This is a genomic window from Bradyrhizobium prioriisuperbiae, from assembly GCF_032397745.1.
GTDB classification, from domain to species: Bacteria; Pseudomonadota; Alphaproteobacteria; order Rhizobiales; family Xanthobacteraceae; genus Bradyrhizobium_A; species Bradyrhizobium_A prioriisuperbiae.
Genome location: NZ_CP135921.1, coordinates 7,556,824 through 7,582,295 on the forward strand (window position 1 = coordinate 7,556,824; position 25,472 = coordinate 7,582,295).

Annotated in this window: 31 protein-coding genes and 1 tRNA gene; 11 read left to right on the forward strand and 21 right to left on the reverse strand. The window is 62.7% G+C overall.

All coding sequences use genetic code 11. From position 1 onward, the window contains the following. Positions 1 to 172: 172 nt before the first annotated feature. Both RS897_RS35135 and RS897_RS35140 read right to left on the reverse strand, forming a co-directional pair. The gene (locus RS897_RS35135) at positions 173 to 799 is read right to left on the reverse strand and encodes a trimeric intracellular cation channel family protein (protein WP_315833259.1); all 627 of its coding nucleotides are present in this window, start codon (positions 797 to 799) and stop codon (positions 173 to 175) included. Positions 800 to 826: 27 nt separating this feature from the next. Further along, complete coding sequence (locus RS897_RS35140) at positions 827 to 2,359, reverse strand: acyl-CoA carboxylase subunit beta (RefSeq protein ID WP_315833260.1); 1,533 nt, start codon at positions 2,357 to 2,359, stop codon at positions 827 to 829. 170 nt (positions 2,360 to 2,529) lie between these two features. Between RS897_RS35140 and RS897_RS35145 the strand changes: the two genes are divergently transcribed. Further along, complete coding sequence (locus tag RS897_RS35145; RefSeq protein WP_315833261.1) at positions 2,530 to 2,949, forward strand: DUF4260 domain-containing protein; 420 nt, start codon at positions 2,530 to 2,532, stop codon at positions 2,947 to 2,949. On the opposite strand, the gene RS897_RS35150 is transcribed toward RS897_RS35145, so the two are convergent. From RS897_RS35150 to RS897_RS35160, 3 genes are all read right to left on the reverse strand, one after another. Further along, positions 2,946 to 3,602 (reverse strand): carboxymuconolactone decarboxylase family protein, encoded by a 657-nt coding sequence (locus tag RS897_RS35150; protein WP_315833262.1) that lies wholly within the window; start codon positions 3,600 to 3,602, stop codon positions 2,946 to 2,948. The genes RS897_RS35145 and RS897_RS35150 overlap by 4 nt on opposite strands. A gap of 114 nt (positions 3,603 to 3,716) precedes the next feature. Continuing rightward, the gene (locus RS897_RS35155; RefSeq protein ID WP_315833263.1) at positions 3,717 to 4,679 is read right to left on the reverse strand and encodes a hypothetical protein; all 963 of its coding nucleotides are present in this window, start codon (positions 4,677 to 4,679) and stop codon (positions 3,717 to 3,719) included. A gap of 72 nt (positions 4,680 to 4,751) precedes the next feature. After that, a complete protein-coding gene (locus RS897_RS35160; protein WP_315833264.1) occupies positions 4,752 to 5,132 on the reverse strand; it encodes a nuclear transport factor 2 family protein in 381 nt (126 codons plus the stop codon). 211 nt (positions 5,133 to 5,343) lie between these two features. On the opposite strand from RS897_RS35160, the gene RS897_RS35165 reads away from it, so the two are divergent. Next, a complete protein-coding gene (locus RS897_RS35165) occupies positions 5,344 to 6,330 on the forward strand; it encodes a dienelactone hydrolase family protein (protein ID WP_407654363.1) in 987 nt (328 codons plus the stop codon). Here RS897_RS35165 and RS897_RS35170 read toward each other — a convergent pair. The 4 genes from RS897_RS35170 to xoxF5 all read right to left on the reverse strand — a co-directional run bounded on the left by RS897_RS35170 (position 6,327) and on the right by xoxF5 (position 10,331). Next, positions 6,327 to 6,884 (reverse strand): PQQ-dependent catabolism-associated CXXCW motif protein, encoded by a 558-nt coding sequence (locus tag RS897_RS35170; RefSeq protein WP_315833265.1) that lies wholly within the window; start codon positions 6,882 to 6,884, stop codon positions 6,327 to 6,329. The two genes, RS897_RS35165 and RS897_RS35170, sit on opposite strands and share 4 nt — an antisense overlap. Beyond that, positions 6,881 to 7,828 carry a substrate-binding domain-containing protein gene (locus RS897_RS35175; protein WP_315833266.1) on the reverse strand — a complete coding sequence of 316 codons (948 nt, stop codon included), beginning with the start codon at positions 7,826 to 7,828 and terminating at the stop codon, positions 6,881 to 6,883. The genes RS897_RS35170 and RS897_RS35175 overlap by 4 nt, the downstream gene beginning before the upstream one ends. An 81-nt stretch (positions 7,829 to 7,909) precedes the next feature. Beyond that, positions 7,910 to 8,425, reverse strand: coding sequence for a c-type cytochrome, methanol metabolism-related (locus RS897_RS35180; protein ID WP_315833267.1), 516 nt, complete (start codon positions 8,423 to 8,425; stop codon positions 7,910 to 7,912). Between the two features lie 94 nt (positions 8,426 to 8,519). Continuing rightward, positions 8,520 to 10,331: a lanthanide-dependent methanol dehydrogenase XoxF5 gene (xoxF5, locus tag RS897_RS35185; protein WP_315833268.1), complete on the reverse strand. Its 1,812-nt coding sequence runs from the start codon at positions 10,329 to 10,331 to the stop codon at positions 8,520 to 8,522. A 532-nt stretch (positions 10,332 to 10,863) separates the two neighbouring features. On the opposite strand from xoxF5, the gene RS897_RS35190 reads away from it, so the two are divergent. Both RS897_RS35190 and RS897_RS35195 read left to right on the forward strand, forming a co-directional pair. Further along, positions 10,864 to 11,796, forward strand: coding sequence for a quinoprotein relay system zinc metallohydrolase 2 (locus tag RS897_RS35190; RefSeq protein ID WP_315833269.1), 933 nt, complete (start codon positions 10,864 to 10,866; stop codon positions 11,794 to 11,796). A gap of 57 nt (positions 11,797 to 11,853) precedes the next feature. Further along, complete coding sequence (locus tag RS897_RS35195; RefSeq protein ID WP_407654364.1) at positions 11,854 to 12,753, forward strand: quinoprotein dehydrogenase-associated SoxYZ-like carrier; 900 nt, start codon at positions 11,854 to 11,856, stop codon at positions 12,751 to 12,753. A gap of 33 nt (positions 12,754 to 12,786) precedes the next feature. On the opposite strand, the gene RS897_RS35200 is transcribed toward RS897_RS35195, so the two are convergent. Then, positions 12,787 to 13,092: a hypothetical protein gene (locus tag RS897_RS35200; RefSeq protein ID WP_315838845.1), complete on the reverse strand. Its 306-nt coding sequence runs from the start codon at positions 13,090 to 13,092 to the stop codon at positions 12,787 to 12,789. 174 nt (positions 13,093 to 13,266) lie between these two features. On the opposite strand from RS897_RS35200, the gene RS897_RS35205 reads away from it, so the two are divergent. Genes RS897_RS35205 through RS897_RS35225 form a run of 5 tightly spaced genes read left to right on the forward strand, consistent with a single transcriptional unit; the run spans position 13,267 to position 16,944 of the window. Beyond that, positions 13,267 to 14,259 (forward strand): ABC transporter substrate-binding protein, encoded by a 993-nt coding sequence (locus RS897_RS35205; RefSeq protein WP_315833270.1) that lies wholly within the window; start codon positions 13,267 to 13,269, stop codon positions 14,257 to 14,259. A 1-nt stretch (position 14,260) separates the two neighbouring features. Further along, positions 14,261 to 14,998 carry an ABC transporter permease gene (locus tag RS897_RS35210; RefSeq protein ID WP_315833271.1) on the forward strand — a complete coding sequence of 246 codons (738 nt, stop codon included), beginning with the start codon at positions 14,261 to 14,263 and terminating at the stop codon, positions 14,996 to 14,998. Further along, positions 14,988 to 15,716: an ABC transporter ATP-binding protein gene (locus RS897_RS35215; RefSeq protein ID WP_315833272.1), complete on the forward strand. Its 729-nt coding sequence runs from the start codon at positions 14,988 to 14,990 to the stop codon at positions 15,714 to 15,716. Before RS897_RS35210 ends, RS897_RS35215 begins: the two co-directional genes overlap by 11 nt. 1 nt (position 15,717) lies before the next feature. After that, a complete protein-coding gene (locus RS897_RS35220) occupies positions 15,718 to 16,548 on the forward strand; it encodes a pentapeptide repeat-containing protein (protein WP_407654365.1) in 831 nt (276 codons plus the stop codon). A gap of 45 nt (positions 16,549 to 16,593) precedes the next feature. Continuing rightward, positions 16,594 to 16,944, forward strand: coding sequence for a hypothetical protein (locus tag RS897_RS35225; protein ID WP_315833273.1), 351 nt, complete (start codon positions 16,594 to 16,596; stop codon positions 16,942 to 16,944). Positions 16,945 to 16,970: 26 nt separating this feature from the next. On the opposite strand, the gene RS897_RS35230 is transcribed toward RS897_RS35225, so the two are convergent. Beyond that, the gene (locus RS897_RS35230) at positions 16,971 to 17,207 is read right to left on the reverse strand and encodes a hypothetical protein (RefSeq protein WP_315833274.1); all 237 of its coding nucleotides are present in this window, start codon (positions 17,205 to 17,207) and stop codon (positions 16,971 to 16,973) included. Positions 17,208 to 17,332: 125 nt separating this feature from the next. Then, positions 17,333 to 18,271 (reverse strand): hypothetical protein, encoded by a 939-nt coding sequence (locus RS897_RS35235; protein WP_315833275.1) that lies wholly within the window; start codon positions 18,269 to 18,271, stop codon positions 17,333 to 17,335. A gap of 97 nt (positions 18,272 to 18,368) precedes the next feature. Between RS897_RS35235 and RS897_RS35240 the strand changes: the two genes are divergently transcribed. After that, positions 18,369 to 18,959, forward strand: coding sequence for a hypothetical protein (locus RS897_RS35240; protein WP_315833276.1), 591 nt, complete (start codon positions 18,369 to 18,371; stop codon positions 18,957 to 18,959). A gap of 137 nt (positions 18,960 to 19,096) precedes the next feature. Here the strand turns inward: RS897_RS35240 and RS897_RS35245 are convergent. The 7 genes from RS897_RS35245 to RS897_RS35275 all read right to left on the reverse strand — a co-directional run bounded on the left by RS897_RS35245 (position 19,097) and on the right by RS897_RS35275 (position 23,978). After that, positions 19,097 to 19,174 (reverse strand) — tRNA-Pro (locus tag RS897_RS35245). 97 nt (positions 19,175 to 19,271) lie between these two features. Then, the gene (locus RS897_RS35250) at positions 19,272 to 19,988 is read right to left on the reverse strand and encodes a MerR family transcriptional regulator (protein ID WP_315833277.1); all 717 of its coding nucleotides are present in this window, start codon (positions 19,986 to 19,988) and stop codon (positions 19,272 to 19,274) included. A gap of 145 nt (positions 19,989 to 20,133) precedes the next feature. After that, positions 20,134 to 20,454, reverse strand: coding sequence for an integration host factor subunit alpha (locus RS897_RS35255; RefSeq protein WP_315833278.1), 321 nt, complete (start codon positions 20,452 to 20,454; stop codon positions 20,134 to 20,136). 114 nt (positions 20,455 to 20,568) lie between these two features. Beyond that, positions 20,569 to 21,546, reverse strand: coding sequence for a beta-ketoacyl-ACP synthase III (locus tag RS897_RS35260; protein ID WP_315833279.1), 978 nt, complete (start codon positions 21,544 to 21,546; stop codon positions 20,569 to 20,571). Beyond that, the gene (gene plsX, locus RS897_RS35265; protein ID WP_315833280.1) at positions 21,543 to 22,604 is read right to left on the reverse strand and encodes a phosphate acyltransferase PlsX; all 1,062 of its coding nucleotides are present in this window, start codon (positions 22,602 to 22,604) and stop codon (positions 21,543 to 21,545) included. The genes RS897_RS35260 and plsX overlap by 4 nt, the downstream gene beginning before the upstream one ends. A gap of 232 nt (positions 22,605 to 22,836) precedes the next feature. Further along, positions 22,837 to 23,439 carry a YceD family protein gene (locus tag RS897_RS35270; RefSeq protein WP_315838847.1) on the reverse strand — a complete coding sequence of 201 codons (603 nt, stop codon included), beginning with the start codon at positions 23,437 to 23,439 and terminating at the stop codon, positions 22,837 to 22,839. After that, on the reverse strand, positions 23,436 to 23,978 hold the full coding sequence (locus RS897_RS35275; protein ID WP_315833281.1) for a ubiquinol-cytochrome C chaperone family protein: 543 nt from the start codon (positions 23,976 to 23,978) through the stop codon (positions 23,436 to 23,438). The genes RS897_RS35270 and RS897_RS35275 overlap by 4 nt, the downstream gene beginning before the upstream one ends. 134 nt (positions 23,979 to 24,112) lie before the next feature. Between RS897_RS35275 and RS897_RS35280 the strand changes: the two genes are divergently transcribed. Next, the gene (locus RS897_RS35280) at positions 24,113 to 24,598 is read left to right on the forward strand and encodes an outer membrane protein assembly factor BamE (protein ID WP_315833282.1); all 486 of its coding nucleotides are present in this window, start codon (positions 24,113 to 24,115) and stop codon (positions 24,596 to 24,598) included. A 122-nt stretch (positions 24,599 to 24,720) separates the two neighbouring features. Here the strand turns inward: RS897_RS35280 and RS897_RS35285 are convergent, their stop codons facing one another. Together RS897_RS35285 and RS897_RS35290 are read right to left on the reverse strand one after the other, a co-directional pair. Then, entirely contained in the window at positions 24,721 to 24,873 is a 153-nt protein-coding gene (locus tag RS897_RS35285) for a hypothetical protein (protein WP_315833283.1), read from the reverse strand. A gap of 202 nt (positions 24,874 to 25,075) precedes the next feature. Further along, on the reverse strand, positions 25,076 to 25,366 hold the full coding sequence (locus RS897_RS35290; RefSeq protein WP_315833284.1) for an HdeA/HdeB family chaperone: 291 nt from the start codon (positions 25,364 to 25,366) through the stop codon (positions 25,076 to 25,078). Between the last annotated feature and the right edge of the window lie 106 nt (positions 25,367 to 25,472).

Below are 25,472 nucleotides of genomic sequence, written 5' to 3' on the forward strand. Positions count from 1 at the left end.
TCCGACAAAGCACCGATGACGTTCAGGGCTTGTCGAGCGATCCGCAATCCGAAGCAGCAAGAGAACCATATCAACTGAATGGCGGCTGTCGAGCAGCCAAAAGTCGTCCGGCGCAGCAAAGCTGCGGCTGAACGTCCCGCCGCGTCACAGCGGTGTCACGAGCCGGCTCCCCTCACTCGCGGTCGTAGACGAACTTCGGCATTTCCCAACGGAAGCGGATCGCCAGCAGGCGGAAGGTGAGCCCGATGCCGAGCGCCACCAGCGTCACCAGGTCCGGGCTGATGTCGAGACGCTGCCCCATCACATAGATCAGGCCGGTGACAATCGACACACTGGCGTAAAGCTCGGCGCGGAACAGCAGCGGCACGTCGTTGCAGAGCACATCGCGCAGCACGCCGCCGACGCAGCCCGAGATCATGCCGGCAACGATGACGATGGCGAGGTGCTGGTTGGTCTTCAGCGCGATGTCACAGCCCTGGATGGTGAATACGACCAGGCCGATGGCATCGAGCAGGAAGAACAGGTTGCGGAAACGATGGATCACCGGCGCCAGCGCGATGGTGGCCAGCGCCGCTGCGGTCGTGACCGCCAGCAGATACGGCTGCTGCACCCAGGCCAGCGGGTAGTTGCCAAGCAGCGTGTCGCGCGTCGAGCCGCCGCCGAGCGCGGTGATGCTGCCGAGCAGCGCCACCCCCACCCAGTCCATGCTGCGCCGCCCCGCCACCAATGCCGCCGTCATCGAGGCCGCGATCAGGCCGATGATGGAGAGCGGCAGCAGCAGGGCTTCGCTATGGGGCATTGCCTGGGGCGCCGTAGATGAATTCGCTCACAACGGCAGATTATCGTGTTTCTTCATCGGCACCTCGACATGCTTGTCCTTCAACATGGCGAGCGCGCGCGCAATCCGCTTGCGGGTGGAGTGCGGCATGATGACGTCGTCGATGTAGCCGCGCTCGGCGGCGACGAAGGGTGACAGGAAACGGTCCTCGTATTCCTTGGTGCGCGCCGCGATCTTTTCGGCATCGCCGATGTCCTGGCGGAAGATGATTTCCACCGCGCCCTTGGCGCCCATCACGGCGATCTGCGCGGTCGGCCAGGCGTAGTTCATGTCGGCGCCGATTTCCTTCGACGCCATCACGTCGAACGCACCGCCATAGGCCTTGCGGGTGATCACGGTGACCAGCGGTACGGTGCACTGGGAATAGGCGAACAAGAGTTTCGCGCCATGCTTGATCAGGCCGCCGTATTCCTGGGCGGTGCCCGGCAGGAAGCCCGGCACGTCCACGAAGGTCACGATCGGGATGTTGAAGGCATCGCAGAACCGCACGAAGCGCGCGGCCTTGCGCGAGGCGTCAGAGTCGAGGACGCCCGCCAGCACCATCGGCTGGTTGGCGACGAACCCCACCGTGCGGCCGGCGACGCGGCCGAATCCGGTGACGATGTTCCTGGCAAAGGTTTCCGCGATCTCGAAGAAATCGCCCTCGTCCACCACCTTCAGGATCAGTTCCTTGATGTCGTAAGGCTTGTTCGGGTTGTCCGGGACCAGGGTGTCCAAGGACATGTCGACCCGTTCGATGTCGTCGAAGCTCGGCCATTCCGGCACGCCGTCGGTGTTGTTGGAGGGCAGGAAGTCGATCAGGCGGCGCATCTGCAGCAGCGTCTCGACGTCGTTCTCGTAGGCGCCGTCCGCGATCGAGGACTTGGTGGCGTGCACGCTGGCGCCGCCCAACTCCTCGGCGGTCACCACCTCGTTCGTGACGGTCTTCACCACGTCGGGGCCGGTGACGAACATGTAGCTGGTGTTCTTCACCATGAAGATGAAGTCGGTCATCGCCGGGGAATAGACGTCGCCGCCCGCGCACGGGCCCATGATCACACTGATCTGCGGGATCACCCCCGACGCCTGTACGTTGCGGCGGAACACGTAGGAATAGCCGGCCAGCGCCGCCACGCCCTCCTGGATGCGGGCGCCGCCCGCATCATAGAGCCCGATGATCGGCGCACGCGCCTTCATCGCCATGTCCTGCAGTTTGGTGATCTTCAGCGCGTGAGTCTCCGACAGCGAGCCACCGAACACGGTAAAGTCCTTGGCGAACACGAAGGTCTTGCGGCCGTTGACGGTGCCCCAGCCGGTGACCACGCCATCGCCGGGCACCTTGTTCTTCTCCATGCCGAACTCGACCGAGCGATGTTCGACGAACATGTCGAATTCCTCGAACGAGCCCTTGTCGAGCAAGAGCTCGATGCGCTCCCGCGCGGTCAGCTTGCCGCGGCCGTGCTGCGCCTCGATCCGCTTCTCGCCACCCCCCAGCTTGGCGCCGGCGCGACGGGCTTCGAGCTTTTCGACGATATCCTTCATGCTTGTCCCCCGGCGGCAGGCCTGCCGCCTTTGCGATTGACCGATTGGGGATTTATCTAGCACGTGGCCTGCGGACAGGAAAACCGGCTTGGCGTCGGCTCTGGCGCCAATCTGGACGGCATGGAACGTGAGCCATAGACTGGCTCTCCTGAGATTCGGTGAGAATGGCAATGACGGTATCGAAGGATCAGCCCCCAGGGGGCGTGACCGGCGTCCCCAAACTTCTGCTGCAGCTGGAAGGGCTGGCGCTCATCGGCGCAGCAGTGACGCTCTACGCCCATTCCGGCGCATCCTGGTGGCTTTTCGCGGTGCTGGCGCTGGCGCCGGACCTGAGTCTTCTCGGCTACCTGGCCGGGCCGCGCGTGGGCACCGTGGCGTACAACACGTTCCACACCACTTTGGTGCCGATCGTGCTCGGGGCCGCGAGCCTTGCGCTCCTCGGCCCGCTGGCACTGCACCTTGCCCTGATCTGGCTCGCCCATATCGGCCTCGACCGCGCACTTGGCTACGGCCTAAAATACGACGCGGGTTTCGGCTTCACCCACCTTGGCCGGATCGGCAAGCAGGCGGCAATTGAGCCTCAGCCTTAAGGCTCACCCGGCTTGAACGGCTCCTCCTTGCCGGGCGGTGTCGTTTCCTCCGCCATCGCCAAGAGCATCGCCACCGAGACGTAGCAGCCCGCCACCGAGGTCAGGTCCACGATCTGCTGATCGGTAAACAGCTTTTTGGCGCGGGCGAACAGCTCGTCCGAGACCACATGCTTGGTGGTGAGTTCGGTGACGAAGTCGTACACCACCGCCTCGTCCTCCGACATGGTGGCGGGGCGCTTGTTGTCTTTCAACTCGGCAATGATCTGCGGCGAGAGTCCGGCCTTCTGCGCCAGCGGCGCGTGGGCATACCATTCGACTTGCGAGCGCCATTGCCGGCCGATGATCAGGATCGCGAATTCGTTGAGCCGGGTCGGAACTGACGTTTCCCAGCGCAGATAGTGAAAGAGATCGAACAGACGCTGTCCCAGCACCGGGCTGCGCATCATCGGATTGTAGGGACCGCCGAGACCGACGCTGGAGACCTTCATCACCTGCTCGCCCAACGGCTTTTGCGCCGCCGTGAGCTGGTCCATGGTCAGTTGCGGAAAGCGCGGCTCCTTGCTCCGGGCGGGAGGCGCGAACACGGTCGCAGCAAGCCAGCCGACGCCAGCCGCCATCATCAGTGAGCCGAGCCAGAGCGACGATCGCAGCATGGGTTCCTCCATTGTTCTATTTATGGAGGAAGGATAGGCGCGGCCCTGCCCGCTGCCAATGCCGGAATAGCGTGATGCGCCCCGGTAAATTCTCATGGCGCGCGGGGATCGCCCCTAAGCTGCAACCGCGCGCCGGTTGAAGGTCCACAACCCGAACGCAAAGGCGAGCAGCAGGAGGCCCGCGAGCAGCACGGTGATCGGGGTGGCGCCGAGCTTCTCGAACCATTGGGTGTAGAAATGCAGTGCGGCGAACACCGCCACGATGTTGACGATCCAGCGGCGGTTGACCTTGACCGCCCACACGCCCGCGGCAATCAGCGCCACGGCCCAGCCGATGCTGAACGCCAATGGCGAGATCATCTCCGAACGTGCGGTGTAGTCGTGCAGGATCGAGGGATCGCTGCTGATCAGCGAACGCAGCCGCAGCAGGCGATCGCCCCACAGCGAACCAACGAGGAAGCCGAAATTGATCATCAGCACGGCGGTGCGCGCGGCGATCAGCGCCAGCCGCTCGTACTTCGAGGTGAGCCGCAGTGACGCCAGATAGCAAGCCAGCGCGATCAGGGCGAACACCACGATGGTGAGTGTCGGTTCCTCCACCGTCAGCGAGTACATGGCGTGGCGATAGTCGGAGCTGCTGCCGAGACAGGCACCGATCACCAGCACCGACGCCGCGATCAGCAGGCCGGAACGCGCCAGCACCGCGGCACCCGCGAGGATGACCGCGATCGCGAGCATCACCCGCAGCGATCCGCCATCGAGCATCGCGATCCCGCCGCAAAACGCCAGCGCACCGATGACGATGCAGATCTGCGCCAGCAGCTCCCAGGCCGAGGCCTTCGACGACATCAGGGCGAAGCCGAGCACGAACATCACCGCGCCCAGCGCCACCGCGGTGAGCGGCGACGGCAGCAGCGCGCCGGCGCCGGCGGCCACCGCCACCACGCCAAAGCCGACCAGGATGTTGATGCCGAGCGAGCCGGTGTCGCGCGCGGCCAAGGCGCGCAGCCGGTCGGCTTCGGCCGTGGTCAGTTTCCCCGTTTCCACGAGGTCGGTGAGATCGAGGGTGATTTTCATGATGCCGGTGCCAGAGAGAGACCAAATCGCAAACGTTGGACGCATCTCACCAGCAAATGGTTCAAAGCGCTATCATTTCTCGCGCGGCGGCCGGCTTGTGACGAAATAACTGTCCTTGCTGACCACCTTGCCGTCGCGAAGCGTGATCAGGTCGATCAGCTCCATGGTCACCGGCGCGCCGTCCGGCGTCGTCGCCGTGATGATGGATTCGGCGACGAAATGATCGTCGCTGCCGTGCAGCGAGACCGGCTCGAACTTCAGCCCCGGCAGGCCGGAAAAATCCTTGCCGAACTGCTCGGCCACCGCCTCCTTGCCACGAAAGATCCGGGCGCTGCCATGGCGGCGATAGCTGGTGTCGTCAACATGCATCGCCATGATGGCGGGAATGTCGTGGGCATTCCATGCCGCCGTGTAACGGGTGGCGATTTCCTTGTAGGATTGCTGAGCTGACATGACGATCTCCCCAGTATTTCGTTAATTGAACGGTATTGAAGCCGATCGGGAGCCCGGCTGTCCAGCGTTCGCAACGACGCAGCCCCGCAACCGTTGCGCGGCGCCTCCTGAAAAATCGCAATTGACGGCGAATCCCAGCGCACCTCTAATGAGGCCAATGAGATGCCCGCGGCAGCGATGACACGCGGCAAGAAAAATCAGGGAGAGAGCGATGCGACGGATGCTGCTGCGTGCCGTGCTGGTTGGCCTCACCGCCATGTTTGGTTTTGCGGCGCACGCCCAAACGCCCCCCAACGCCGACACGGCGCAGCGTGTCGAGATTCATCCGATCCCCTCTCTCACCCTCACCGACCAGCAATTCCTGACCGGCGATGCGTCCGGCAAGCCGGTCACCGTCACCGGCGAATTCCGCATTGCGCAGGGCACGGGACGGCTGCCGGTGGTCATCCTGATGCACGGCTCCGGCGGCATCGGCCCAAATGTCGAAGTCTGGGCACGCCAGTTCAACGCCATGGGCATCTCGACCTTCGCGATCGACGGCTTTACCGGGCGCGGCATGACCGCGGTCAACACCAACCAGGCGGCGCTGGGCCGTCTCGCCTTCACACTCGACATCTATCGCGCGCTGGACATTCTCGCGAAACATCCGCGAGTCGATCCTAGCCGCGTGGTGCTGATGGGATTTTCGCGCGGCGGACAGGCCGTGCTCTACGCCAGTCTCACCCGCTTCCAGAAATTGTGGAACACATCGGGACTGCAGCCTGCGGCCTATATTCCGTTCTATCCCGACTGCATGACGACCTATGCCGGAGACACCGACGTGGCCGGCAAGCCGATCCGGATCTTTCACGGCGAGCCCGATGACTATAATCCGGTCGCGAGTTGCAAGGCCTACCTTGCCCGCCTCAAGGACGCCGGTCGCGACGTGACGCTGACCGAATATCCGGACGCGCAGCATGGCTTCGACACGCCGTTCCCGCTGGGCTCCCTCGTTGCCGCAAACGCACAGACCGTTCGCAATTGCCGCATCCACGAGGCCGACAGCGGCACGCTACTGAACGTGTCGACACAGCAGCCGTTCAGCTACACCGATGCCTGCGTGCAGTCCGATCCTCATGTCGGCGGCAATGCCGAGGCCGCACGCGCCGCGCACCAGGCGGTCGGCGATTTCGTGAGGCAGGTGTTCAAGCTGGACTAGTCTCCGGCCCGCGGTTCCGGCCGGGCAGCGACCACGGGCAGATCCGCCCGCTCCCATCCGTCGGTCCCTTCGGGATACCAGGCTACGTTAGGATAGCCGTAGGACAGCGCGCGCCGGGCCGCGTTCCACGACATCCAGCAGGCCTGCTGACAATAGAACACCAGGAGTTTCGCCTTGTCGCCGCTGCTGGCGCGCGCGAGTCCCTGCCGCAGATAGTCTTCGGTGGTGGCGGCCAGCGCACCGTAACCGGTGTCGGGCAGCCAGACGCTGCCGGGAATGTTCGAGCGCGGCGTCTCCCGCCATACCGTTCCCACAGGAAGATTTTTGGGTTTTGGCGGATGCGGCAGCACGTCGACAAACACAGCGGCCCGGGCGTCCCAGATCGCTTTCGCGGCCTGCGTCGTCAGCACGCGGGCGCCCTTCAGCGTCGCGGGCACGGGGGCGCGATAATCCTCCATCCGATAGCCGTCCGGCTCGGGCGCAGCATCGCCGGCCAGCGCCACCGTCACGGACAGCAGCATGGCCACGGCGACGCGCACGAGCCCCCCGGTCATGGAGGCTTGGTCGAGCTTTGTGCCGTGATCGGCCGGTCGTTGTCGTCGAGCAGCGGCACGCCGAAGTCGAGCAGTATCTTGTTGATGTCGCCCTGGCTGTCCTGGATCAGGCGGTTGAGCTGCCGTTTCCAGTTCTGATCGGCATAACGCACGCCCATGCCGATGCGATAGGCGAGTTTCGGCCCGGCCGTCTCCTTGACCAAAGGCACCACACGCAACGGCGGATCGGACTTCTTGGCATAGTAGCCCGCCATCGGCCCCCATAGCACCCCGGCATCGACCGCGCCCGACGAGATGTCCTTGATCATCGCTTCGGCCGATGAATCGATGCGTGTGTCGATCATCAAAGGATAAGGCCTGGCGTTACCCATCAGGCCGTTGGCGGCCATGTCGGTGCCCGGAGGCGTGCCGGCGACGATGCCGATGCGCTTGGTCTTCAGGCGTGGGTCACCGAGCGTGGTCACCTCGGCAAGATCGCTGCCGGATTTGGTGACAAGCGCATAGGCTGTACGGTAGTAGGGGTTGGTCACCTGCACCAGATCGTCGCCTTGCGGAAAGCCCATGATCAGGTCGCAGCGATGCGAGCCGAGAGTCACGCGGACAAATCCCGTGGCCTGCGGAAAGAACATGTAGTCGAGCTTCTTCTGCAGTTTCTCGGCGAACAGCTCGGCGATCTTGTTCTCGAACCCCTCACCCTTCTCATTTGAGAACGGCAGGTTGTGCGGGTCGGCACAGACCCGCAGCACTTTCGGATCAACCAATTCGATCGACAAATCGAGTCCGTCCTGCGATTGTCCCGATCCCTGCCCCTGTGCTTGTCCCGGCGCCTGTCGAAGCACTTCTCGCGGGACCTGGGCCCACGCAGCCTCACGATCGGACGCGACGACCAGGGCGATCGCCAGCACCGGAGGCGCCAGCCAGCGGCGGAGATGAGCCGGTGTCATTGCAGCCTCCTTAAGCTTGCCATGCGGCCACAATGATGCTGCCGCATGCGCTCCACCCTTTTGTGGCCCACCGGACCTCCGTCACTTATGTCCCATGCAGGTGTTCTCCGCTTTGGTGAAGGCTTCAGGCTTGCCTTCGTTTTTGGCGGGCCGCACGCGGCCGACGGCGTCATTGGCGCGAGCGCGCAGATAAATGTAGATATCGTCCAGGTAACAGACCACATTCTGATTGTCGCCGAACGCGGGCATGACATTCTCCTGCCCCGACGACACGTTCTTGCGGCCGCTCGCCACCACACCCAGGAAATCGCCGTAACTCATGGTCTTGAGTGAGTCCTTCAGCGCCGGCGCATAGGTCGAGCCCATGCCATCCGGGCCGTGGCACACATGGCATTCGGAATGATAGCGGCGGTATCCGGAGTACGTATACCAGTCGACGGTGCCGTCCGCGCCGACCTTGAACGTTGGATTCCCATCCTTGTCGAAATATTTGCCGTCTTCGGATTTGACCGCTGCCGGATCACCGCTGCCGTCGGCAAAAGCAATCCCACCGAATGCAACAACAGCGATCGCTGCAACCACACATATGGCGCGCAAGAGCTCACCCTCTAAGTTCGAATGAAAATTGGGCGCATAACTGAACGAACCGGCGCGTGGAGTGGTTCCACGCGCCGGAGCGATGATCGATCGTTCAGTTCGCGTTCGGCAGCGAGAACACCGTGAGTGTTCCGCCAAGAGCCGTATAGTTGCTCAGTGCCGCATAGCCGCCGACGGCGCCGAGGCCGGCGGTCGGATCGGTCAGCCCTGCTGCCAGGCCGATACCTGCCCAGCCACCAACACCCGAGAGAATGGCAATGAACTGTTTGCCGCCATGCTCATAGGTCGTCACGTTGCCGATGATGCCGGACGGGGTCTTGAACTTGTAGAGTTCCTTGCCCGTCTTGGCATCGACCGCCTTCAGGTAGCCTTCCAGCGTTCCGTAGAACACCACGCCGCCGGCTGTCGCAAGTGCGCCTGACCAGACCGAGAACTGTTCCTTGTTCGACCAGACGATCTTGCCGGCCTTGTTGTCCCAGGCAATGAAGTTACCCATGTGGGACTCGCCGGCGGGCGGATACATGGAGAGCGTCGCCCCGACATAGGGCTGGCCCGCCGTGTAGCTCACTTTGAACGGCTCATAGTCCATGCAGACGTGGTTGGTCGGCACGTAGAACAGTTGCGTCTCCGGCGAATAGGCCGCCGGCTGTTCGTCCTTGGTGCCAAGCGCCGCCGGGCAGATGCCCTTGACGTTGACATCTTCGCCCTGCTTGTCGGTCGAATACTGATCAAGAACCTTCGGACGACCATAGGTCGGCGAACTCTTGTTCATGTCGACGCCGCTGGTCCAATTGACCTTCGGGTCATACTTTTCGGCGACCAGCAATTCGCCGCTGGCGCGGTCGAGCGTGTAGGCCAGACCGTTGCGATCGAAGTGCGTCAGCAGCTTGCGGGCCTGACCGTTGACCTGCTGATCGGAGAGGATCATTTCGTTGACGCCGTCATAGTCCCACTCGTCGTGGGGCGTCATCTGATAGACCCACTTCGCCATGCCGGTGTCCGCGTCGCGTCCAAAAATGGTCATCGACCACTTGTTGTCGCCCGGGCGCTGCTTCGGATTCCAGGTCGAGGGATTTCCCGACCCATAATACACCATGTTCAGGCCCGGATCATACGACAGCCAGCCCCAGGTGCAGCCGCCACCGATTTTCCATTGGTCACCCTGCCAAGTGGTCAGGCTCGAGTCCTTTCCGACCGGCTTGCCGAGCGCCATGGTTTTTTCCGGATCGAACTTGATCTGATCGTCCGGACCTTCGGAGAAGGCACGCCAGACCTGCTTGCCGTCTTTCATGTCGTAGGCCGTGACATGGCATTGGACGCCGAACTCTCCGCCGGAGATTCCGATCAGCACCTTGTCCTTCACGACGAGCGGCGCGGAGGTGCCGGTTGCCCCCTTGCCGGGATCACCATTCTTTGTCGACCACGCAACCTTGCCGGTCTTGGCATCGAGCGCAACCAGCGTGGTGTCGGCCTGGTGCAGGAAGATCTTGCCGTCACCATAAGCGACGCCACGATTCACCGTGTCGCAGCACATCACCGGAATGACGTTCGGATCCTGCTTTGGCTCATACTTCCAGACGATCTTGTTTTCATTCGCCAGGTCGAGCGCATAGACCATGTTCGGAAATGGCGTATGCACATACATCATATTGCCGATGATGAGCGGCCCACCTTCGTGGCCGCGCAGCACACCAGTCGAGAACGTCCAGGCCACCTGCAGCTTGCCCACATTCGCAGCGGTAATCTGCTTGAGCTCCGAGTAACGCTGGTTGGCATAATTGCCAGCCGGCATCACCCACTCTTTTGGATTCTTCTCCATCTTGATCAGTTCGTCGTTGGCACTTGCAGCGCCGATCGTCAGCGCCGCGACAGCACCAAGACAGCTTGTAAGCATCACCTTGCGCATAGCGAATCCTTCCCACGGTTTATTTATTTGACTCAAACTTTAATTCGTCGCCGGGCTCTCATCCGCGTCCAGCGTCAACTCTTGGGGGATGGTCTTCCAACGGTGTGCAATCGCTCCGGCGAGATGAGAGACAACGCCCCTGCCTTCCACTCGCGAAGCTCGCCTGAACTTCAGCTATCCCAACCAATCTGAAATCCGGCGAACGACAACTCGATACTCAGGTCAGATATCCAGTCCAATATCCCGATGGATCTGAGATCAACATCCCGATGAACTCTGGTCCATTGTCCCGATGCTATGCTTGCGAACTTTGGCGTGCAACAAGAAATCAATCGCGATCAGATTTCGACACGCTCTCTCGCATCGAGCGAGCGTTTAACTCACGTGAATGCAAGTTTTCGCTGCAAATAAAGGGTTAAATCGGAACTGCGGAATGATCGATGTCGCGTTTTATTCGCTCATGCAGCGACGCAAACGCGGTTTGTGTTACACCAATACTACATTCGAACCCCGACGCCTGATGGTGCCTCCGATGATTCGTCGCCTTGCATTGCTTGCCGCGTTTGCAATCACCGCCGCACCATTGCTCGCACAGACGCAGCAATCCTCTCCTGCACTCCCCGTTTCTGAAATCGCGCCCGGTGTTTTCGTTCACGTCGGCGCAATGGAGCTGATGACGATGCGCAACGAGGGCGCCATCGCCAATGTCGGCTTCGTTGTCGGAAAAGAGTCCGTCGCCGTCATCGACACCGGCGGCAGCGTGCGCGAAGGGCGACGCCTGCTCGCGGCCGTGCGCGCCCATACCGACAAACCGATCCGCTATGTCGTGAACACCCACGGCCATCCCGATCATGCTTTTGGCAACGCTGCATTCGCAGGCGATGGTATCGATTTTGTCGGTCACAAGAATCTGCGGCGGACACTCGCCACGCACGGGCAGCTTTACCTCGACGCATTTCGCCGACTGATGGGTGACGAACTGATCGACGAGGTGAAGATCATTCCGCCGACGATCCCGGTCGATGGCGAACTTACGCTCGCTCTCGGCGACCGGCCGCTGATCCTGCGGGCCTGGCCCGCGGCACACACCGACAGCGACCTCACGGTCCTCGATTCCACCAGCGGGACCCTGTTTGCCGGCGATCTCGTTTTCCTGGAGCACATTCCCGTGATCGACGGCAGCATCCGCGGCTGGCTCGCAACCCTCGACCAGCTTGCCGGTATCTCCGCCCGGCGGGTGGTACCGGGACATGGCCCTGTCGCGGCCTGGCCCCAGGCCTTGAGTGACGAGCGCCGTTATCTCGAAAAACTGCGAACAGACGTCGGCACGTTGATCAAATCCGGCGTGCCGCTGGCGGCAGCGGTCAAAACCGCCGGAGCATCCGAACAAACCCGGTGGAACTTGTTCGGGGACTACAACGCGCGCAACGCAACTGCAGCATTCTCCGAAATGGAATGGGAATAGACGTCAACCTTGGATATGCTGATGATGACGCTTCGTTGATGGCAGGAGCACCCGACCGTGCGCCGAACAAGCTTCCACCTCTCGCCTCTATTCCGCTGGTCAGGTCTTCACTGGACCTGCCTGGCGGCTTGTCTGGCGGCTGTGCAGATCGGCGTCTCCGTCGCACGCGCCGAGACATCCACCCCGCCTACAGCAAGTGCAACACCCAGCGATGTTGCGCACAATGTCTGGCCGGGCCTGGTGCAAGACATCTTCAACAATCGCCCGATGCAGGATGGCGCGGGTGTGATTGCGATCGAGATGCCCTACCGCGCCGAGGATGCGGCGATCGTGCCGGTCACACTGCGCACCATGCTGCCATCCGGAGACCCCCGTCGCGTCGTCGCCATCACGCTGGTGATCGACCAGAACCCCGCGCCGATGGCGGCGCGGTTCGACCTCGGCGCCGACGCCGCCGTGTCCGAGATCTCGACCAGGGTTCGCGTCAACAACTATACCGACGTGCATGCGGTCGCCGAACTGAGCGACGGCAAGCTCTACATGACCAAGACTTATGTGAAGGCGTCAGGCGGCTGCTCAGCCCCGGCGGCGAAAAATGCTGACGAGGCCAGGAACCGGCTCGGCAAGATGCGCTTCAGGCAGTTCGCAAAAGCCCGCGACGCGCCGTCCAGCGGCGCCCGCGAAGCCCAGCTCATGATCGGACACCCGAACAATTCCGGGCTGCAGATGGACCAGATCACCCATCTTTATGTGCCGCCCTTCTTCGTCAACGAGCTGCGCATCTGGCAAGACGACAGGCTGGTGCTGGCGATGGACGGTGGCATCTCGATCTCGGAAGATCCGAATATCCGTTTCACCTACCGTCCTGGAGAGGCCAAAACGTTTCGCGTCGAGGCGAAGGACACCGATGGTCACGTTTTCCAGGGCGAATGGCCGGTCGAGTCGTCCGGGATGTAGCGAGGCGAAGCGGCCTGCGGCGAGAAGGCTGCGCTAGAAACACCGCACCTCGGCTTCCGCTTGCGCGCGGCGCAGGTCACTGACCGCGCTCGTCGCCTGTTCGGATGAGCGGAACTGACCGCCGAGATTGCCCTGCACCTGCGCCATGCTCAACACCGTCTCGGCGGTGACATAACGGTCGTAGGGCAACAGCGAAGCGACGACGTCGACGGAGCACGAGCACTGATCGAGCGAGCGTTGCGTCTCGCCGTTGGCCTTCATGCAGCCGAACACATAGTCGGCGCGCGCCGTCGTGGGATAGTCGTTGACGCCGGCTGCGTGGGCGACAACACCGTTCATGCAGTGCAGCACCAGCGCGCCAAGCAAAAATCGTTTCAATGCAATGCAAGTCACGATGTTTCTCCTGCTGCTGATGGTCGCAGCCCCACCACGATAGACGAGGACGGATGCAAAGTGAAAACTTCCCGGTTTGCGGGTTGACCTTTGCACCAAGATGCTCCGAAATATCCACGCATGAAAAATGCCGTCAAGTCCGCCGCCGGTTGCCTGCTCGCGGTCGTCATCATCGCTCTCGCCTCCGCTCGGCCATCGTGTGCCGCTGAAACTGTTCGCCTGGCGGTGCAGAAGACCGGTACGCTGTCCTGGGAACTTGCAGTTATTCGCGCCCGCGGGCTGGACAAGCAAGCCGACCTCATCATCGAGGCCGTCGAGCTGGCGAGCCCGGAATCCGGCAAGATCGCGCTGCGGGGCGGTTCCGCGGATGTGATCGTATCGGACTGGCTGTGGGTCTCACGAGAGCGTCAACTTGGCGCGAAACTGACGTTCTATCCTTATTCCAGCGCGCTCGGCGCCGTGATGGTGCCGGACGCCTCCCCGATCCGAACCCTGGCCGACCTGAAGGGCCGCAAGCTCGCAGTCGCCGGCGGCGCCATCGACAAGAGCTGGCTGCTGCTGCGCGCCTTCATGAAGCGTGACGGCATCGACCTGACATCGGACGCCACGATTGCGTACGGCGCGCCGCCGCTGCTGGCGCGCAAGACCATCAGTGGCGAAATGGACGCCAACCTGAACTACTGGAATTTTTGCGCGGCGCTGGAGGCCAAGGGCTTTCGCCGCCTGGTCGGGATGGAAGACATTCTGCTGAAGCTCGGCGCCAAGGGCCGCACGGCGATGATCGGGTATGTCTTCAACGAAACCTGGGCGGCCTCGCACCGCGAGGCGATCACACGTTTCCTCGCCGTGACAGGGCAGGCGAAAGAGATCCTCGCCACCTCCGACGCGGACTGGGACATCATTGCCCCCCTCACCGGCGCCACCGACGCCGCAACCTTGCGCGCCTACCGCGAGCGTTACCGCGAAGGCATTCCGCGCCGCCCGATCGCCGAAGAAGAGGCCGACGCGCGCACGCTCTACCGCGTGCTGGCCGGGATCGGTGGAGCCGAGATCGTGGGACCGGGCCAGGATCTCGACCCCGGCACCTTCTATCGCCCGGCGACCGGAGGCTGACATGCTCCGGCTCATATCGCTCGCCTTGTTCGTCGCCGCGTGGTGGATCGGTTCGCTGGTCGCGGGCAGCGAGCAACTGCCTTCGCCGCCCACCGTGCTCGCCGCCATCGTCACCGAGGCACGTTCGGGCGCGCTGTTCTTTCATCTCGCGGTCACGCTGGCGCGGGTCGCCCTCGCCTTCACGCTGGCGATGGCGCTCGGCACCGCCATCGGCTACCTGATGGGTCGGGTGCGGACCGCCGATCGCCTAGGCGATCCCTGGCTGATCGTGCTGCTCAATCTGCCGGCGCTGGTCGTCATCATGCTCGCCTATATCTGGGCGGGCCTGACCGAAGTCGCGGCGATCGCGGCCATCGCCATCAACAAGCTGCCCAATGCCGTGGTCACCGTCCGCGAAGGCAGCCGCGCACTCGACCCATCACTCGACGAGATGGCGACCGTATTCGCGTTTACGCGCTGGACCGCGTTCCGGCACGTGGTGCTGCCGCAGCTCGCGCCCTATATCGCCGCCGCCGCCCGCTCCGGCCTGTCGCTGGTCTGGAAAATCGTGCTGATCGCCGAACTATTGGGGCGTCCCAACGGCGTCGGCTTCGAGATCGGGACCGCATTCCAGCTGTTCGATATTCCCCGCATCCTCGCCTACGCCTTGTGCTTCTCCGCCATCGTGCTGGCGATCGAGATCCTGCTGGTGCAGCCCTTTGAAAAACGCGCGTCGCGCTGGCGGCAGCATGCCGCTTGAGGTTGCAATCGCGCAGAAGGTTTTTGTCAATGCCGCGGGCGAGCGGGTCAACGTGCTGCGCGATCTCGCCTTCACGCTGGACCATGGCGAACTGGTGGCGCTGGTCGGACCATCCGGCTGCGGCAAAACCACCATGCTGCGGATCGTGGCCGGCCTCGACCCCGACTATCATGGCCGTATCGCGCTCCCGCCGAACACCCGCATCGGCATGGTGTTCCAGGAGCCGCGCCTGCTGCCGTGGCGAACGATTGACGACAACGTGCGGCTGGCGGCGCCGCATATCGATGAAGCCAGGCTCGCCGCGCTGTTCGAAATCCTGGAATTGAGCGCGCACCGCTCCCATTTCCCCGGCGAACTCTCGCTCGGCCTTGCCCGGCGCGTTGCGCTGGCGCGCGCATTCGCGATCGAGCCCAATGTGCTCATTCTGGACGAGCCGCTGGTCTCGCTCGATGCGGCGCTCGCCGCCCGCCTGCGCGACGAGATCGCCGCTCTGGTCGAGCGTCGCCCGACCACGACACTGCTGGTGACCCATGACATCGACGACGCGGTCCGGCTGGGCGATCGCATCCTGCTGCTCTCGCCCCGCCCAGCCCGCATTATCGCTGACATCCCGATCCCCACGCCACGCGCGGCGCGCAATGCGGCGGAGATCGCCGCGATCAAGGCCGAGATCGCGCAACACAGCCAAAACGGCCATGACGCGCGGGAGGCCTCATAGCATGCGAAGCTGGGTCAAGATCCGTGCGATGATGCGACTGGTCGGAGCCGTTGCACTGCTCGGTTCCGGCTTTCTTGCGGTGGCCGTCGCGCAGGACATGATGCGCCATGTCGACCTGTCGTCACCTGACATGGTCTCGGCCGAATTGACCCGGGAGGATGTCGAAGCCGTGCTGGCCAAAGCGACGGTCGCTGCCCCCGCCGACTTCTCCGGCAAACGCCTGTCCGGTCTCGACCTGTCCCGGCTCGATCTGTCCGGCGCATCGTTTCGCGCGGCCAAACTCAACAAGACAAAACTTGTCGAAGCGAAGCTTGATCGCGCGGATCTAAGCCAAGCCTGGCTGATCGAAGCGGACCTCACCGACTCGAGCCTGAAAGGCGCAAGCCTGTTCGGTTCGCAGATGCGACGCGCGCGCCTCGATCGCGCCGATCTTTCGCAGGCACGCATTACGGCCGACCTCACCGGCGCGAGCCTCGTCGGCGCGTCTGTCGCGGGCGCAAATCTCAGCGCCGATATGCGCAACCAGTCGATGGGGTTGATGCGCGCGGTGCTAAAGTCGGCTCATCTGGAGCGACTGAACGCGCGCGGCGCGGATCTCTCCCGCGTCGACCTCGAATTCGCCTCGCTCAGCGGCGCCGACTTGACGGATGCCTCCCTGAAAGGAGCGCAGCTCGGCGGCGCCGACCTGACGGGCGTCACCCTTGTCGGCGCCGATTTCGATGGGGCCGATCTCGCCTCGGCGAAGCTGATCGCGCCGATCGGTCTCGACAATGCCAGGAATTTCGACGCCGCCAAAAATCGGGATCGCATGATAAAAGAATCACGGGAGTAACGGCCAACTTACAAATGGCCAGGATGACCAAGGGAGGACACAACAATGCAACGATGGATATTGGTTTCTACTGCCCTGCTGCTCGCCAGTTCGACCGGGGCGTCCGCAGCGGGCAAAGGCATCCGGTTCTGGAACCTGACGTCGGCGACGGTGTCGAACCTGCAACTCTCACCTGCCGGCAAGGACACCTGGGGATCCAACCAGACCCTGAACGACAAGGACAAGGAGGTCGATCATGACGAGCGCGTGCGCGTCACGGACATCGAACCTGGACGCTACGACGCCAAGGTCGGCTATCCCAAGGGCCGCATTTGCTTTGTGCGCAACATCGAGATCGCCGCCGACGCGGTGTTTTCGTTCGCCGATAAGGATTTGAAGGACTGCAACAAGAAGTGACGCCACGCCGGACGGTCCGACGGCACTCAGGCCGCCCGCACGCGTGGGATGGCTTCGGTCCTGTCCGGCGGGTGCGGATATTCGCAGCGCCAGCGCACCGCACTCCATTTCGGGTGGTCGCCGATCCACTGCGCAATATAAGGCGGCGCGGCATTGGCGCATTGCTGCAGCGAGCCACTCCACTGGAACTCGAGATGTTTCTCTTCACAGTTGGCAGGCGCGGCCAGCGCACACACGGTCACAACCAGATCGATCAGATCCATGGCGACACCCCTTTTCGCTGAGATGATCATATCAGCAACGGATGCGATCAGCTGAAGTTTCAAACGTACGCGAGATCAGGCCTGTTCAGCTGTTGCGCCCGAACCATATCGCAGCGCACCACCGCTCAGAAATTCACGCCAAAAATCAGCCGCGCCTGGTGGCGCTCGAAATCAACGAGATTCAGCGGCCCCGCCCCGCCCGCCGCACGCCCCCACGCCTGGAAGCTCCAGGCTGCGGTCAAGCGCGAGCGCTCGGACAACTTGATGAAGGCCGTGGGACCGACGAACAGCGCCTGACCGGCCAGTTCGTTCAAACCAAGGCCTTCATACTTGCGCAGATAACGCGCCTCGCTGCCAATGAAGAGCCCGGGCCGGACCTGCGCCATCAGTGATGCCGCAACACCGACCGTTGCATCCTGGTCTCCCGACCCAGACGCAACGACGTGGGTCCACTCCGGCTGATACATCAGATTGACCGCCGCCAGCAGCGTGTTCGGAATCAGCTCCCGATCGAATGCGAGGGTGAATTCCGTGCCGTACTGCCGGACCTTGGCGGCCGTGGTCTCGTCGATCCGCTCGGCGTGGGTCTCGACTCCAAACAAAAGACCAAACGGCGCGACCTCGCGATCCAGCAGGCGGTACCGCAGATCGAGTGAGAGGCCCTGCAACGCAAGCTGGCGGCGGTTTTCGAAACCGGACACGCCGCCGATGTCGTGGGAGGCAAACGCGCCGCCGAGTTCCAGACGAAAATTCGGGGCCGGCACGAACTCGAGTTCGAGCTCCTGGGAGACCGCCCGGTAGGTCCCGCCGCTTTTGCCAAACCGTCCCGTGGTCTGGCTCTGGAATTCACGCTCGCCGACGGTGCCGATATCGGATCCGAACATGAAGCCGAACAGGTGCTCGGTGTCGAATCCCTGATCAGATCTGTCGTTTGATCCGGAATTGACCCCCTGGCTGACGCCGCGATTGACGCTCCCTTTGACGTCGTCCGCATAGCCTGCGGCCGGCAGCAACGCCGAAAAACACAGCGCCACCGCCCAGATCAAGTGTGCGCCAGCAGGCATCTCGAACATCACAAGGTGTGAACAATGGTCGATCGAGACGGAAAGCTAGCACGATTTTTCGCCGGCCGTTCACCAGGCTTGGGTTCGGAGGCGGGTCATGTTGGATAAAAATGCCTTATGCGCCCGGCTGGTGGGCTTGCTGGCATCGCCGGCCGTGCAGCAGATCGATTTCAGCTTTGGGCAATATCGCGTCAATTCCAGCGGCTTCCGCGCGGTCAGTACGGCGTTATTGATGAAAACGCTGGGCTATGTCGGCATCGATATCGACATCGGAGGCGTGCCGATCGGCGCGGGAGCAGCTTATGATCCGAACACCGACAAACTTCTGTTTCCGACCGCGACCTTCGGCGGCACGCTGACGGAACAGATGATTATCGTCCACGAATGCGTTCACGCGATCTTCGACATCGAAGGCTTCAAGTTCACGGGCACTTACACCGAAAACGAAGGCGCCGCCTACGTCGCGGGAGCGCTGTATTATCGCCGTTCGAACGGCGGCGGGCACTTCGCCGACGAGCCCAAGAAAACGGCTGATAGAATCGCCAGATCGATCATCAATGCGCAAGGCGCCGTCGTGCCCTCCGACCAGGTCATCGCGTTGCGGAGTGTGATTGCGAACCACCCCGAATATCGCAAGCTCGGGGTCACCATGGGGACACTCGCCCTCGACAGCGGCCTGAAGCACTGAGTGCGGGGAGTTGATGCCGTGCTGGATGGTGCAGTGGGGGTATCCCTTGCCCAGACACGAGCGCTCGCGGCAACCCCAGGCTGGAGCCAAGGGCTTGAACAAGTGATTCGGTGTCAGCAGGGCCAATGCGAGGAATATGGTCGGAGCGAGAGGATTCGAACCTCCGACCCCTAGTCTCCCAGACTAGTGCGCTAACCGGGCTGCGCTACGCTCCGTGCCTCGCGGCCCGGATGCTGTAGCGTCGTTCCCGCCGGGACGCAAGAACCGTTCGAGAGCCGTTTGGGCGGTGGCCCCTTTTGCGGGAAACGCCCGTCATTTGCGGGGAAACATCTCGGCCGGGGCGCTCTTGAGCGCGTCATCGATCAAGCGTTTGCAGGCCATCAGTTCGTCCAGGGCACCTCTCAGTTTCCGGGCGTCCGCCCCGGACATCCCCTGTTGGCCCCCTGGAGCACGTTCCTGCGGTGCGCCGCCCGGCCGCGGCACGGTGATGGTCGGTTCCGGGCGCGCGGCGCCCTCGAAAGGATTGGCCGGCGGCCGGGTCGCCACCCGTTGCTGCGGGGGGATGGAGGCTGCCGTTTCCTCCTCCTCGTCGTCATCGTCTTCAAGGCCGGTCTCGTCCGGATCGAGTTCATCCAGAGCTTGCTCGTTCAAACCCGGCTCGTCCGAGTCGGCATCATCAATATCTTGATCGGGAAGATCGTCGTCATCCTCCGGCGCGGCATGGTGACGGTCCCCCACCACCGAGGGCGGCGCCGCGGCTTGATCCGCCAGCCCCTGCACGGCCTTGATGCCCTGCTCGCGCAGGATCCGCTGCACGCCACGGATGGTGTAGCCTTCGCCATAGAGCAGACGGCGGATGCCCCGCAGCAGATCGACATCGTCGGGGCGATAATAGCGGCGGCCCCCGCTGCGCTTCATCGGCTTGATCTGGGTGAACCGGGTTTCCCAGAACCTTAACACGTGCTGCGGGATATCGAGCTCGTCGGCAACTTCGCTGATGGTCCGGAATGCGTCGGGGGCCTTGTCCAATGCCTCATCCTTTCGAGGGAGCATGGCGCGCAAGACCGATGTCCGCAAAATTACGTACCGGCCTCGCGATCAGGACGCACGCTCACGCTTGAGACTTCCACAACGCTTGCGAATGGCACGTCCGGCGCAGACGCAGCCGGCGACGTCAGTCGGCTTTGGTCTCGACGCCGTTGCCGTTGATACGCTGCTTCAGGATCGCCGACGGCTTGAACACCATGACGCGCCGAGGCGAGATCGGGACTTCGGTTCCCGTCTTCGGATTGCGGCCAATGCGCTGGCCTTTCTTGCGCACCATGAACGAGCCGAACGAGGAGAGTTTCACGGTCTCGCCCTTTTCAAGGCAATCGGTGATCTCCTTGAGCACGAGTTCCACGAAAGCCGACGACTCCGTTCGCGACAGTCCTACCTTCTGGTAGACCGCCTCGCACAGGTCGACTCGTGTCACAGTCTTTCCGGTTCCAGTCATCGCCTGCCCCAATCCGGCGAACAATTCGCCCCTGAAATTAGGAGTTTAGCGCCCAAGGGTCAACTCTGCTTGAGCATCAAATTGCGACGCAGCCTACAAACAATTCGATTCAAATCACCAGCGGATCAGCGCGGAGCCCCAGGTAAAGCCACCACCCATCGCCTCCAGAAGCACCAGATTTCCTTTTTTAATCCTGCCATCCGCGACCGCGGTCGAGAGCGCCAGCGGGATCGAAGCCGCCGAGGTGTTGCCATGGCGATCCACCGTGAGCACAACCTTTTCGGGTGCGATATGCAACTTATGCGCGGATGCATCAATGATGCGCTTGTTGGCCTGATGCGGCACGAACCAGTTGATGTCGTCGGCGGTGGTGCCGGTCGCCTCGAACGCAGCGACAATGACATCGGTGATCATGCCGACCGCGTGCTTGAACACTTCGCGGCCTTCCATGCGCAGGTGGCCGACGGTCTGGGTCGATGACGGACCACCGTCGACAAACAATTTCGACTTGTGCTGGCCGTCGGAACGCAGGTGCGTAGTGAGCACGCCGCTGTCCGCCAGGGTGCCGGACTGCTGCTGCGCATCCAGCACGATAGCGCCGGCGCCGTCGCCGAACAGCACGCAGGTGGTGCGATCGTTCCAGTCGAGCAGACGCGAAAAGGTTTCGGCGCCGATCACCAGCGCGCGCTTGAACGCGCCGCTGCGCAGGAAGTTGTCCGCCGTCGCGACCGCGAAAACGAAACCGGAGCAGACCGCCTGCAGATCGAATGCCGCGCCGTGATGAATGCCGAGCGCGTTCTGAATCGCGACCGCAGTCGCCGGGAACGTGTTGTCGGGCGTCGAGGTGGCGCACACGATCAGGTCGATCGACTGGGCATCGACGCCGGCATGCGCCAGCGCTGCCTGCGCGGCCTTGGTTCCGAGATGCGACGTGAACTCGCCCGGCGCGGCGATGTGGCGTTGCCGGATGCCGGTTCGCTGCACGATCCATTCGTCCGAAGTGTCGATCTTCGCCGCCAACTCCGCATTGGTCAGAATCTGCTCAGGCAGATAGGACCCACAGCCGAGCACGACCGAACGCGTCACAGTCACGAGCTAACCTCCTGGGCGGCCGGCGCCAGTACAAGCGCTCCGCCTTCGCGATGAAGTGTCTGGTTGATCTTGGTCAGGAGATCGTATCTGACCATCTCATAACCAACGTCCACGGCCGACGCAAAACCCTCGGCATCGGCGCCACCGTGGCTCTTGATGACGATGCCGTTCAGTCCAAGGAACACCCCGCCATTGCCTTTGCCAGGGTCCATTTTATCGCGCAGTGCGCGGAATGCGCCTCTGGCGAAGATATAGCCGATCTTGGAACGCCACGTTCGCGACATAGCACTCCGGATGTATTCTGCAATCTGTCGTGCGGTCCCTTCTGCAACTTTCAGGGCGATGTTACCGGTAAATCCTTCGGTAACGATAACATCGGCGGCGCCTTTGCCGATTCCGTCGCCTTCGACAAAGCCGATGAAGTCGAGCTGCGGCAGGTTGAGCGCGCGCAACAGACTCGCGGCTGCCTTGACCTCCTCGACGCCCTTGATCTCCTCCTCGCCGATGTTCAGCAGGCCCACGGTCGGCCGTTCCAGATCGAATAGCACACGGGCCATGGCGCTGCCCATCAAAGCGAGCGCCGCCAGATGCTGCGCATCGCCGCCGATCGAGGCGCCGACATCGAGCACGATCGATTCCCCGCGCAGCGTCGGCCAGATCGCGCCGAGCGCGGGCCGCTCGATGCCCGGCAGCATCCGCAGGTGCAGTCGCGACATCGCCATTAGCGCGCCGGTGTTGCCCGCCGAGATCGCAACATCGGCCTCGCCACGCTTGACCGCATCGATCGCGAGCCACATCGACGAGGTCTTGCGGCCGCGGCGCAGCGCCTGGCTCGGCTTCTCATCCATGCGGATCGCAACGTCGGTGTGGACCACGCGGGACGCGGCCTTGAGCGCCGGATGGGCATCAAGCTGCCGCCCGATCAGGGCGCTGTCGCCGACCAACACGAATTCCGTCTCAGGGTGTCGGGTGAGCGAGATCGCAGCGCCGGGAATAATAACCGCAGCGCCGACATCGCCCCCCATGGCGTCCAGCGCGATTCGAACCTTTTGAGGCATGAATGTCCCGGCAATCCGATTCTGCGGCCCCTGGCCGCGAGCTTCAAGCAACTTACCGCTGGCGCGGCCTCACAGGGCCCTGTGTGACCCCCGCGGGCGGCGACAATACCGTGTCCCCGCACCTATTCAACATCTCGACGTGGCTTTTGCGCGGTTCGCTGCCCTGCGGTTTCGCGGTCCCCAACCAGCTTCCACGCCCCCTTGAGCTTCCAACCGTCGCTTCAAGCCTTTTTCAGTCCTTGGGCTTTTTCGGTTTGGGCGGCGGCGAATCACCTTTCAGTGCCTTCAGGGCGGCAAATGGGTGGCTTTCCGGATCCTCGGCGATCACGGGAGGCTCGAAAACCGCATCGGGCTTGCGGGGATAGGGATCAATTCCCAAAAACAGCGCATCTGCCGCCAGGTTACCGAGATCGATGGTGCCGTTGACGATGGCCTCCGGCGGATCCTGGACCTCGCCGTCGGTTTCAGCTTCCTCTTCCATGGCCTTGGCGATCGCGGCAACCTGGTCCTCAGGGGCAAACAGCAGGTCGACCGGTTCGTCGATTGCGACCTCGATGGGGTCCAGTGTCACGACGCAGGTCTGGCCGATACGTGCGGTGACCCGCCCGGTCACCAGCACCCGATTCCGGCCCGCGTGGCGAAGCTCGAATTCCGCACGCGCCTCGGAAAGATCGCGAAGTCCCGCCAGATCTCGCATTGCAGCGCGCTGGGATGGGTCGGCCTCAAACGCCCGATGCAAGCCGGCTTCCGGGATCTGGTCGACAATCACCTTCACACTCCAGGGATGGGGCGCGGCGGCGGCTTGTCCTTTGGCGTCGCTCGGGCCGCGCGTCATGCCAGCACCCGCGGGGCTGTAAACTGCCATTGTCCCACCTCCAGGGCGGCCCGTTCAACTGTCGCCATGCGCGCCACCGTCTCTTCCACATAGTTGCAGAGGCTGGCAGCCCGGGATGGATCGGGGCTGTTCAGGATATTGCGGGCCAAAGCATCCGCCAAGGCCTCCCGACCGGTGGCCAGTGCCTTGTCGTAGGCTGCGGTCCGCCCGTAGAAAGCCTCGCCGAATTTCTGCATCCGCTTGGGCACAGTCAGATCCCCGACACCCATTTCCCTCAAATTGGCGTCCATATCGCTGCAGAATCGGTCGAACAGGGCCTGACTCACCATCATTCCGCTCCCCCCGGCCTGCAGCGGCCGCAAAACCAGCCACAGATGCAGCACGACCATGTCAAAACGGCCGTTTACCGTATCCGGGACGTTGAGTGCTTGATAAAACACAGGTTCTCGCGCCTGCGCCACGATCATGCCATAGATGGCTTCAATGGTGCCGCGCGATGGTGTCTGGGGATTCAAAAAGCGTTTGAAGGGCCAAAGCATTACCGGTTCCGCGGGCTGATCCGAAAGGAGCTTGTCAGTTCGGGCTTGTCATCGACAGGCCTGTGTTGCAAGCCGGCGCCCTGCCCGGTACGTCAACGCCCCGCGCGATGCAAGAGGAAGGGGCAAGCCCCGGAATGACCGATTCGACTGCAGTGAACGTCCGGACCACCCCGTCCCGTACCGCCAAGGCGCGTCGGCGCGGCTTGAGCCTTGTTGTCGCAGCCGCCCTAGCCTGCGCCTCATTGGGCGCCTGCACCTCCGAGCAATATCAGAAGGGCTACATCCTGCCCGAGGGCGCGCTGGAGCAGATCCCGATCGGCGCCAGCCAGGACCAAGTGCTGATCGTGCTGGGTACGCCATCGACGGTCGCCACCCTGAACGGCGAGGTGTTCTATTACATCTCGCAGCGCGCCGAGCGCAAAGTCGCGTTCATGAACCAGCAGGTCATCGATCAGCGGGTGATTGGGGTCTATTTCGATAAAAATCGGCACGTGATCCGCCTCGCCAATTACGGCCTGCAGGACGGCAAAATCTTCGACTTCATCAGCCGCACTACGCCGACCAGCGGCCAGGAAATCAGCTACCTGACCCCGATCTTCAAGCTGATCTCGTTCCGCTAAAAATCACCGCCGCGAATCGCATCGGCGATCCGCGCGAGCGCCAGCGAGCACAGCAAAGCCGCACGCCGGTTTCCCAGCCTGCGACTTTGTGTCTGTGGTCTGGTGGAATCGTCCGGCTGTGCTTAGACGGCAGCCAGTCCCTGGTCGATGAATTTATATCCCGCCTCCCAGCGCGCATGCTGTTCGGATTCCTTGGGATAAGGATTGGTGTTGGATTCGCCATTGAATCTGGCGAGTTTTCCCTGCTCGAACGGATCGCCGTCGTCCACCGCCATTGCGTGCTCCCCTGCTGACGCGGGACGGATAACGCAGAACCCGTGATCGGGTTTCAGCCGGTGCCGTGAATTTTTCTCAAATATTGGTCTGAGGAATTGCGGCCGTTTACACACAACTGTCTTCAAATCGCAACAAAGGATCCGGCCGCCGGCTGTGCGGCGGCCCATCCCGCTACGCGATCCGAATGATAGAATCGGACCACTACTTGCCGAGGATTTTCTCGGCTGCGTTGACGATGCTGATGTTCGGATTGGTCGCGCAAAACGCGCCGAACTTCTTGGCGTTCTCGACGAACACGTTGGTGTCGATGATGGCTTCGTCGCTGTCGCCCTTGTACCAGCCGTCCATCCAGGTCAGCACCATCTTGATGCCGTCGTCCCCGCTCTCGAGGAATTGCTTGCAGCTCAAGGTCGACAGATCGATCGTCTCGGCGTGGCCGGTGGAGCAAACCATAAGGGTGGCTGCGGACAGAATGATCGCGAGTTTCTTCATGACGGTCTCCGATTGAACGCGGTTGCACATCAAGCAGTAACGATTCGCATCGGTGGTGTCGTCTCACCGGGCGCAAACACATCACCCGGCAAGTCTGTCGCGACAC